Annotated in this window: 10 protein-coding genes; 8 read left to right on the forward strand and 2 right to left on the reverse strand. The window is 71.1% G+C overall.

The window, feature by feature from the left end; genetic code table 11:
* The first annotated feature begins 46 nt into the window (after positions 1-46).
* The 3 genes from ACTH43_RS18080 to ACTH43_RS18090 all read left to right on the forward strand — a co-directional run bounded on the left by ACTH43_RS18080 (position 47) and on the right by ACTH43_RS18090 (position 2,826).
* Complete coding sequence (locus ACTH43_RS18080; protein ID WP_441446276.1) at positions 47-1,198, forward strand: hypothetical protein; 1,152 nt, start codon at positions 47-49, stop codon at positions 1,196-1,198.
* A 225-nt stretch (positions 1,199-1,423) separates the two neighbouring features.
* Entirely contained in the window at positions 1,424-2,338 is a 915-nt protein-coding gene (locus ACTH43_RS18085) for a LysR family transcriptional regulator (RefSeq protein ID WP_441446277.1), read from the forward strand.
* A gap of 53 nt (positions 2,339-2,391) precedes the next feature.
* Positions 2,392-2,826 (forward strand): hypothetical protein, encoded by a 435-nt coding sequence (locus tag ACTH43_RS18090; protein ID WP_441446278.1) that lies wholly within the window; start codon positions 2,392-2,394, stop codon positions 2,824-2,826.
* A gap of 1 nt (position 2,827) precedes the next feature.
* Here the strand turns inward: ACTH43_RS18090 and ACTH43_RS18095 are convergent, their stop codons facing one another.
* Positions 2,828-3,112 carry a YciI family protein gene (locus ACTH43_RS18095; RefSeq protein ID WP_345076171.1) on the reverse strand — a complete coding sequence of 95 codons (285 nt, stop codon included), beginning with the start codon at positions 3,110-3,112 and terminating at the stop codon, positions 2,828-2,830.
* A 369-nt stretch (positions 3,113-3,481) separates the two neighbouring features.
* On the opposite strand from ACTH43_RS18095, the gene ACTH43_RS18100 reads away from it, so the two are divergent.
* Genes ACTH43_RS18100 through ACTH43_RS18110 form a run of 3 tightly spaced genes read left to right on the forward strand, consistent with a single transcriptional unit; the run spans position 3,482 to position 5,399 of the window.
* A complete protein-coding gene (locus ACTH43_RS18100; RefSeq protein ID WP_345076170.1) occupies positions 3,482-3,829 on the forward strand; it encodes an ArsR/SmtB family transcription factor in 348 nt (115 codons plus the stop codon).
* 2 nt (positions 3,830-3,831) lie between these two features.
* Positions 3,832-5,031, forward strand: coding sequence for a serine hydrolase domain-containing protein (locus ACTH43_RS18105; RefSeq protein WP_441446279.1), 1,200 nt, complete (start codon positions 3,832-3,834; stop codon positions 5,029-5,031).
* Positions 5,031-5,399: a hypothetical protein gene (locus tag ACTH43_RS18110; RefSeq protein ID WP_441446280.1), complete on the forward strand. Its 369-nt coding sequence runs from the start codon at positions 5,031-5,033 to the stop codon at positions 5,397-5,399. Before ACTH43_RS18105 ends, ACTH43_RS18110 begins: the two co-directional genes overlap by 1 nt.
* Positions 5,400-5,408: 9 nt before the next feature.
* On the opposite strand, the gene ACTH43_RS18115 is transcribed toward ACTH43_RS18110, so the two are convergent.
* The gene (locus ACTH43_RS18115) at positions 5,409-6,194 is read right to left on the reverse strand and encodes an alpha/beta hydrolase (protein ID WP_441446281.1); all 786 of its coding nucleotides are present in this window, start codon (positions 6,192-6,194) and stop codon (positions 5,409-5,411) included.
* 86 nt (positions 6,195-6,280) lie between these two features.
* Between ACTH43_RS18115 and ACTH43_RS18120 the strand changes: the two genes are divergently transcribed.
* Positions 6,281-7,795: an alpha-amylase family glycosyl hydrolase gene (locus ACTH43_RS18120; protein WP_441446282.1), complete on the forward strand. Its 1,515-nt coding sequence runs from the start codon at positions 6,281-6,283 to the stop codon at positions 7,793-7,795.
* A 97-nt stretch (positions 7,796-7,892) separates the two neighbouring features.
* Positions 7,893-8,246 (forward strand): hypothetical protein, encoded by a 354-nt coding sequence (locus ACTH43_RS18125; RefSeq protein WP_441446283.1) that lies wholly within the window; start codon positions 7,893-7,895, stop codon positions 8,244-8,246.
* Positions 8,247-8,281 lie beyond the last annotated feature (35 nt).

Genomic DNA, 8,281 nt, shown 5'->3' on the forward strand with positions numbered 1-8,281 from the left:
TCCTCGAATCAGGAGGCTTCAGAAACCAGCTACACCCTCGGATGCGATGAGCCATAAAACCTCTGCAGGCATGCTGAACGCCGGGGCTGGGGTCGCGGCGAACTCGGGCCGCTGGATGAAGCTCACGTCGGAATCCTTCGCCGCGTCGAAGGCTCTGCCGCTCGTCAAGAACGCCTCCACCGGGAACCTCCACGCCACCCTCCGCGCGTCGAGCGGCCAGTTCGCCAAGAACCTGCAGTTCGTTGCGGGGCCGGCATCCCTGCTCAACCCCGCCGCCCTCGCCGCCGCCGGAGCGGTCATGTCGCAGATGGCGATGCAGGAGGCGATCGAGGAGATCGGCGAGTACCTCGCCGTCATCGACGAGAAGATCGACGACATCCTGCGTGCGCAGAAGGATTCGGTGTTCTCGGACATGATCGGCGTCGACCTCATGATCGAGGAAGCCATGACGGTTCGCGACGAGGTGGGCCGCGTCTCGGAGGTGACCTGGTCCAAGATCCAGAACTCCGCGCTGACCCTCGCCACCACCGAGGCTTATGCGCTGCGGCAGATCGATGCGCAGGCGGAGAAAGTCGAGAAGGCGAGTGTCGCGGACCTCGCCACGAAGGCGAAGGCCGCCGAGTCCACCGTGCGCGAGTGGCTCGCCGTGCTCGCGCGCTGCGTCCAGCTGCAGGATGCCCTGGCGGTCCTTGAGCTCGATCGAGTCCTCGACAGCGCGCCGGAGGATCTCGACCGCCACCGCCTCGGACTCCGCGCGGCACGGGCAAAGCGCCTCGCGCTGATCCACCGCACGACCGAGGAGCTGCTCGAGCGCATGAACACCACCATCCGTCGGGCCAACGCCAAGGTCCTCCTGTCCCCGCGGCCGGCTCGCGCGGCGGTCACCTCCAGCAATCTCGTCGTGGGCCGAGTGCTCGACTTCCAGACGGCCCTGGAGATCGAGGACGGCCACGACTCCACAGATGCGAAGCGATGGCGGACGGCAGCCGGAGAGGTGCGCGACAAGGTCGTCAGAACCGGCGTTGACGGCGCCGGCGCAGCGATCCAGTTCGGTGGCGACACCGCGGGTCGCGTCCGCTCCGGGGCCGGTCGCTTCTCGGAAGGCGCCCGCGCGTTCCGCGAGGCCGTCCGTCGCGAAGACCCCGAGGCGAGTGACGAATCGGCGACCGCGCAGCCGGTGGACGAGCAGGCCAAGTAGCTCGCCTCACCGCATATAGCAGCTCGATGCTGCGGGAGAACCTGAGTCCTCCACCCCACCGAGCCGTAGGAAACGTGCCGCAGATTCCGCTTCGGGGCACGTTTCCTACGGCTCGCTACATCCCGCTGCACCTGACCAGCCGAGTCGTAGAGTGCCCGACCCCCAGAAGGAGCGCTGTGCCCGAACCCATAAGCCAGGCTTGCCACCCGCGCCTAGGATGGGGTCATGGATCCACGTCGCCTGCTCATCTTCCGCACTGTGGTGCGCAACGGCTCGATCGGTGCCGGCGCCCGCGAGCTGGGCTGGACCCAGCCCGCGGTCTCCCAGCACCTCGCCGCGCTGGAGAAGGAGGTGGGCACCCAGCTGCTGCTGCGCTCCTCCGCCGGCATCACGCCGACGGAGGCCGGCACCCGCCTCGCCGCGCATGCCGAGGCGATCGCCGCGCAGCTGCATGCCGCTGAGGAGGAGCTCGCCGACATCACGGCGCTGCGGCGCGGGACGGTGAAGTTCGGGACGTTCCCGTCGGCCGCGGCGATGCTGCTGCCGCCGGTGCTGAAGCGGCTCTCCGAGACCGCTCCGGATCTGGACGTGACCTTCGCGGAGCTCGAGCCGCCGGATGCGGTGGTCGCGCTGCGCGAGGGCGAGCTGGATCTCGCGCTGGTGTTCCGCTACCCGTGCAGCGACATCGGCGATGAGGGCACCCTGGAGTGGACCCCGCTGATGGAGGACCGCGTGATGGTGGTGCTGCCGCGCGACCACCCTCGGGCCGAGGATCCGGACCTCACCCTCGGCGACCTGGCGAAGGATCCGTGGATCGCGGGCTGCGAGCGCTGCCGGGCGAACCTGATCTCCAGTGCGCGCCGCGCCGGCTTCTCCCCGCAGGTGCGCCACTCCACCGATGACACGATCGTGGTCCAGCAGCTGATCATGCATGGCGGCGGCGTCGCGCTGATGCCGGAGACCGCCCTCGAGGCGGCACCGTCGGCCGATCTGGTGGTGCGTGCCATCCCGAACCTCGACAACCGGATGATCGGGCTGCTGAACCGTCGCGGCGCGCTCGCGATCCCGGCAGTGGGCGCCCTGCGGGATGCGCTGGTGGCTGAGACCACCGAGCGCCTGGACACGGCGGTGATGATCTGAGCCCCCGCACGGCCGGCGGTGCCCCGGCACGTACCTGGGTGCGGCCGGGCCTGATGCTCATCGGGGGCCTGCTGCTGGCGGTACTGCTGCTGCTCGCCGACCAGTGGATCGCCGCGATCGCTGTCGCGCTGTTCTCCGTCTTCATGGCGTACTGGACCAGCCCACTGCGCTCCGGCCCGCACGTTCCGCTGGCCGAGGCCCGCACGCAGGGACCGGGCACCGCGATCATCCTGTGGGCACCCGGCAACCCGCTCTCGGCCCGCCTGCAAGCGGCGATCCGCGGCCCCCGCCAGGACGTGGCCTGGGTGAACGTGTTCCGCGACCCGCACGCGCAGGAGCTGCTGACCGCGCACGGCGGCACGGGCGCACTGCCGCTCGTGCTGCTCGGCGAGCAGACGATCGCGAACGCAACCGCCGGGATGCTGCTGGACCTGCAGGAAGCCGAGCAGCGGCGTCGGACCGAGGGCGGGGACGTCGGCGAGCGCTGACTCAGGCGCCGGGCAGCTGCCCGATCACGACGGTCCACTCGCGCACGCTGCGGTCCGCGATGACCCGCTCGCGCTTGAAGGGGTCGCCGTCGAGCTTGGCGAGCGCATCCTCCGCGGAGTCCGCGAGGAGGATCAGCAGCGCCCCGGGCTCGCCGCTCAGCGGGCCGGACAGCAGCAGCGTCCCTTCGCGGTGCAGCTCGGAGAGGTGCTCACGATGCTCGGGGCGGAAGGTCGCGACGCGCGAGGCGTCATCGATGTAGGTGTACTGAACGGCGAAAGCGGCCATGGCTTCTCCCTGGGGCGGGGGCCGACGCCGGTGCGCGGCCCGTAGTTATCTGGGTTCATCGTCCCGCATCTGCGCGGGTCACGCGGGGTCGTCCAGGAGACCGCATCTTTCCTTTTCCGTAATTACGGATATAGTGGGTCTCGTTCCCGACCCGCAAGGAGGCCCGACATTCCCGTCGCCCCCGCCCCCGCCGAGCTCCTGGAGCGGCTCTCCGCCCTCGAGGCACGGGTCGCCGAGCTCGAGGGCGAACGCAGCGACGCTCCATCACCGCCCCGCAGCACCACCGCGAGCGATGCGGGCGACAGCGCGCCCGAGGATCCGTTCTGGGCGCTCGCCTCGCTCAAGGAGCACCTGCCCGCACCGGGCGGGGTGCTGCTGACCGGCGCGGTCGATGTCGGGGCGGGACATCTGGAGTACCAGTGGGCGCGCCCCACCGAGCACCTGCTGGAGACGGACTGGCAGCAGCATGCGGAATCCGTCGGCGCCCTCGGCCATCCCCTGCGGATGGCGATCCTGCGTCGGCTGCTGGACGGCGAGCACACCGTCGCCCAGCTGGTCGAGGAGCTCGAGCTGGGCTCCACCGGCATCGCCTACCACCACCTCTCCGCTCTGCAGGCAGGCGGCTGGGTACACTCGCCGCGCCGCGGCAGCTGGGCCCTGCTCACTCCCCGCGTGATCCCCCTGCTGACCATCCTCATCGCCCTCGAGAGGGGCTGAGCGTGAACTCCCCCCGGCCCGCCAGCCCTCACGACCCCGCGCCCGAGACCACCGCTCCTGCCGATCCCGCCGAGCCGGTCGGCCCCGCCGCTCCGGCACCCACTGCATCGGCACCCTCAGGCCCGGTCACCCGCCGCACGGTCCTCGCGGCAGGGATCCCGGCCGTCGTCGGTCTCGTCGGCCTGGGGGCACTGACCAACCCCCGCCCCGCGAGCCTTGGAGACCCCATCGGAGATCAGCAGCTGACCAGCGCCCTCGCCCCGCATCTCAGCGGCCACCGACGGGTCGCCGTCGCCTACCTCGACGGCAGCGGCAGCCCCCGCTTCGCCGGCTTCGGGGCCGACGAGACCAGCGAGTTCGAGATCGGCTCGATCTCCAAGACCTTCGCCGGCGCACTGCTCGCCGAGGCGATCACCCGCGGCGAGGTCACCGCGGAGACGACCGTGGCCGAACTACTCGGGGCGGAGGCCGCGGGCAGCGAGATCGCGGGCGTCACCCTCGCCGAGCTCGCCACCCACACCTCGGGGATGCCGCGCCTGGCCCTCGCCGCGCTGCCCGGCTCGATGGTCGCGAACTTCCTGCGCAAGGACCCGTATGCGCGGCGGGATGCCGCACAGGTGATCGATGATGCCCTGGGCAGCGCTCTCACCGGGCGGGGCGAGTTCGCCTACTCGAACCTGGGCGTCGCCCTCCAGGGCCAGCTGCTGGCCCGCGCGGCCGGGACCGACTATGCCTCACTGCTCACCGAGCGGATCCTGGACCCGATGGAGCTGAGCGGCACCTACGCCCCGATCCTTCCCGAGCACCTGAGGGAGTCGGCGACCCGGGGCCGAGGGAAGAACGGCCTGGCGCAGGCCGCATGGACGATGTACGGCAGCGCTCCAGCGGGCGGCATCCGCTCCACCGCGAAGGACATGGCAACCTACCTGGCCGGCACGTTCGACGGTTCGGCGCCCGGCGCGGCCGCCGCCTCGGAGGTCCTGCACAGGGTCGACGAGACCGAGAACATCGGCATGAACTGGTTCCAGGAGGACTTCGGCGACGGCACCTGGCACACCTTCCACAACGGCATGACCGGGGGCTATGCCTCGTTCGTGGGGTTCACGCCGGAGACCGGGCGCGGGATCGTGCTGCTCACCGATACCTCTCGCAGCCTGGATGCCCTCGCGATGGACGTGCTCACCAAGCAGGTGGCGCTGTGATGAGCCTGCTCCCGCTGCTGGTGGGACTGCTCCTGGCCGCGATGCTGCTGACCTCTCTCGTGTCCCTGCTCCGCCACCACCAGCATCCGTGGCGGATCCTCGAGCGGGCGCTCGGCAGTGCGAGCCTCCTTGCGATCATCGGCGCGATCGGGATCGTGCCCGCGTCGCTGTGGTGGGTGCCGTGGCTGCTGACGCTGCTGCTCGCCGCCGGTGTCGTCGTCGCCTGTCGGCGCCTGCTCACCCAGGCTCCGCCTGCTCAGCCCTCCCGGCGCCAGGCGACTGCCCTTTCCGCGCCGAGCCGCTCGAACCTCATCACGGAAGGGCTGCTCTACCTCGGACTGCTGGTCATCGCGCTGGCCGCAGGCTGACCCGGTCGCTCAGCTGCGGAGCGGCAGCCAGTCGAGCACGTCCTGGATGCCCTGGTCCCAGAACTCCCAGGTGTGCGCGCCGGGGCGCAGCCGGGAGCTGAGCTCCACGCCCTGCTCCTCGGCGGCGGAGAGGAAGCGACGGTTGTGGTCTAACAGCTGATCCTCGGTCCCGCAGTCCAGGAACAGAGCCGGCAGAACCGCCGGATCGGCGGCGCCGAGCAGGCCCAGCAGATCGTCCTGCGTCTCGGCGATATCGCGTCCGGCCCAGATCCGCTCGGCGAGATGGCCGGTGTTCAGATCCAGGCTCAGCGAGGCGGGGTCCATCGCGCCGGACAGGCTCGCCGCGGCCGCGAACCGCTCCGGATGGTTCAGCGCGAGCTTGAAGGCCCCGAAGCCGCCCATCGACAGGCCCGCCACGAAGGTGTCCTCCCGCGCGGTGGAGACGCGGAAGGTGCGAGCGATCAGCTGCGGCAGCTCCTCGGTGATGAAGGTCCAGTACTTCTCCCCCACCGCTTCGTCGGCGTAGAAGGAGCGGCGCACTTCGGGCATCACCACGGCGATGCCCTTCTCGGTCGCGTAGCGCTCGATCGAGGTGCGGCGCTCCCAGATCGTGCAGTCGTCGCTCAGCCCGTGCAGCAGGTAGAGCACCGGCACACCGCGCTCAGCGCCCGCCGCGGAGCCGTCACCGTCGGCCCCTTCCATCCCGATACCGGCTGCGGCCTGCGGCATCAGCACCACCATCGAGGTGCCCATGCCGAGGGATTCGGAGAAGAAGTCAGTGCGCATGCGGATCATCGGTGATCGCTCCTGGGTCGGTACCGGCAACGTGCTGGATCCATTGAACACTCTCCCGCCCATGACGGCCCGCTTACGATGGCGCCATGACTACCGTGCCCGCTCCGTCCTGGATCCGCGATGCCATCTGCTGGCAGGTCTACCCGCTGGGCTTCTGCGGCGCACCGCGCGTGCGCACAGACCTCGGCGGCGAGGGCTACGGCGGGGCCGACGGGGAGAACGTGGTGCACCGTCTGCGCCGCCTGGACGGCTGGCTCGACCACCTGGTGGGCCTCGGTGCGAACGTGCTGCTGCTGAACCCGATCTTCGACTCCGTCTCCCACGGCTACGACACCCTCGAGCATCGCCGCCTCGACCCGCGGCTCGGCGACGAGGACGATTTCGACGCCCTGATCACCGCCTGCCACGCCCGGGGCGTCCGGGTGGTCCTCGATGGGGTGTTCAACCACGTCTCGGACAGTCACCCGGTGGCGCGGCAGGCGATCGCCGCCGGCCCGGGCACCGAGGACGGCGCCCGGATCCGCTGGTCCGGCACCAGCCCCTACGGCTTCGAGGGGAATGCGGACCTCATCGAGATCGATCTGGCCGACGCCGTCATCCAGGACCGCGTCGTGGAGATCATGGGCCTCTGGCTCGATCGCGGGGCCGACGGCTGGCGGCTGGACGCGATGTACGCGGCAGGGGCCGAGGCCTGGGCGCCGATCCTCGAACGGGTGCGGGCCGCGCATCCCGAAGCGTGGATCCTCGGCGAGGTCATCCACGGCGACTATCCGGCCTTCGCCGCCGCGTCCACTGCGGATTCGATCACCCAGTACGAGCTGTGGAAGGCGATCTGGTCCGGGCTGCGCGATCACAACCTGTTCGAGCTCGCCCACGCCCTGGGTCGCCACCAGGAGTTCCTGGAGGCCGAGGGCGGGGCGCATCCGCAGACCTTCGTGGGCAACCACGACACCACCCGCATCGCCTCCCAGCTCACCGACGGGCGAGACCTCGCCGCAGCCTTCGCGCTGCTGGCGCTGCTGCCCGGGATCCCGACGATCTACGCCGGGGATGAGTTCGGCGCCACCGGCATCAAGGAGGAGCGGGTGGGAGGGGATGACGCGATCCGGCCCTGGTTCCCCGGCAGCCCTGAGGAGGTGGTCGCCGCGGCCGCCGCCGCGGACAGCGCCCCGGGCGGGCCCCACCACCTCACTCTGCTGAAGCCCGACGCCGCGGAGCGGATCCTCGAAGTGCATCGCCGGCTGTTCTCGCTGCGTCGCCGGGAGTCATGGCTCGCGACCGCCTCGGTGCACGTGGACGAGGATTCGCTGGAGAACACCTGGGCGCAGATCGTGCTGACCCCGGGCGGCGGGGGCGGTGTCGACGGCAGCGACGGCTCGGGCAGCGGGCACGGCGTCGATGGTGTCGCCGGTGGTGCCGGGGATGCCGGTGGCGCCGGGGATGCTCCGGCCCCGCTCACCCTGGTGCTGAACCTCGGGGACGAGGACCGGCCCGCCCCGGGTGAGCTGCTCGAGGTGGTCAGCGGCGCGGACATGCTCGACGGCGTCGGTCCCGCGGCGCCCGGCATGGTGCCCGCGCACGGGATCGCCGTGGTGCGGTGAGCGGCACACCCGTGGCGCAGTGAGTGGCGCAGTGAGCGGCGCACCCGTGGCGCAGTGAGCGGCACCCCTCCCCTCTCCACGACGTAGGCTCGGAGGCATGAGCCCCGCGATCAAGCCTGCTGCATCCGTGAACACCGCCCCCGTCGTCGCCCTCGGGCTGGTCGGTGGCTGGCTGACCGCTCGCGAGACGGGCATCCGTCCGCTCGGCGGCGTGGTGCTCGCCACCGCCGGACTCTACGCGGGCCGTACCTGGCTGGCCCGCCGCGGTCCGGCCACCACCGCCGTGCTCGGAGCGACCTATGTGGTCGGCTTCGGGCTCTCCCACCCGCTGGCCAAGAAGATCGGTGCGTGGCCGGCGGTGCTCACCGTCACCGCAGCCGCCGCCGGCGCGGCCGCCCTGCTCTCCGACGCCGCCTACAGCGAGTGGCTCCCCGCCGACGACAAAGGCTGAGCTCGAACGTTGCAGAGCGGGGCGATAGAACGCCC

The sequence above is a fragment of the Brachybacterium sp. genome, from assembly GCF_052095815.1.
Lineage (GTDB): Bacteria > Actinomycetota > Actinomycetes > Actinomycetales > Dermabacteraceae > Brachybacterium.

Coding starts and splice junctions, on each gene's coding strand:
- ACTH43_RS18085 (WP_441446277.1), top strand. CDS start 1,424: ATGGATCCACGTCGCCTGCTCATCTTCCGCACTGTGGTGCGCAACGGC.
- ACTH43_RS18125 (WP_441446283.1), top strand. CDS start 7,893: ATGAGCCCCGCGATCAAGCCTGCTGCATCCGTGAACACCGCCCCCGTC.
- ACTH43_RS18115 (WP_441446281.1), bottom strand. CDS start 6,194: ATGATCCGCATGCGCACTGACTTCTTCTCCGAATCCCTCGGCATGGGC.
- ACTH43_RS18090 (WP_441446278.1), top strand. CDS start 2,392: ATGCTCATCGGGGGCCTGCTGCTGGCGGTACTGCTGCTGCTCGCCGAC.
- ACTH43_RS18120 (WP_441446282.1), top strand. CDS start 6,281: ATGACTACCGTGCCCGCTCCGTCCTGGATCCGCGATGCCATCTGCTGG.
- ACTH43_RS18110 (WP_441446280.1), top strand. CDS start 5,031: ATGAGCCTGCTCCCGCTGCTGGTGGGACTGCTCCTGGCCGCGATGCTG.
- ACTH43_RS18095 (WP_345076171.1), bottom strand. CDS start 3,112: ATGGCCGCTTTCGCCGTTCAGTACACCTACATCGATGACGCCTCGCGC.
- ACTH43_RS18080 (WP_441446276.1), top strand. CDS start 47: ATGAGCCATAAAACCTCTGCAGGCATGCTGAACGCCGGGGCTGGGGTC.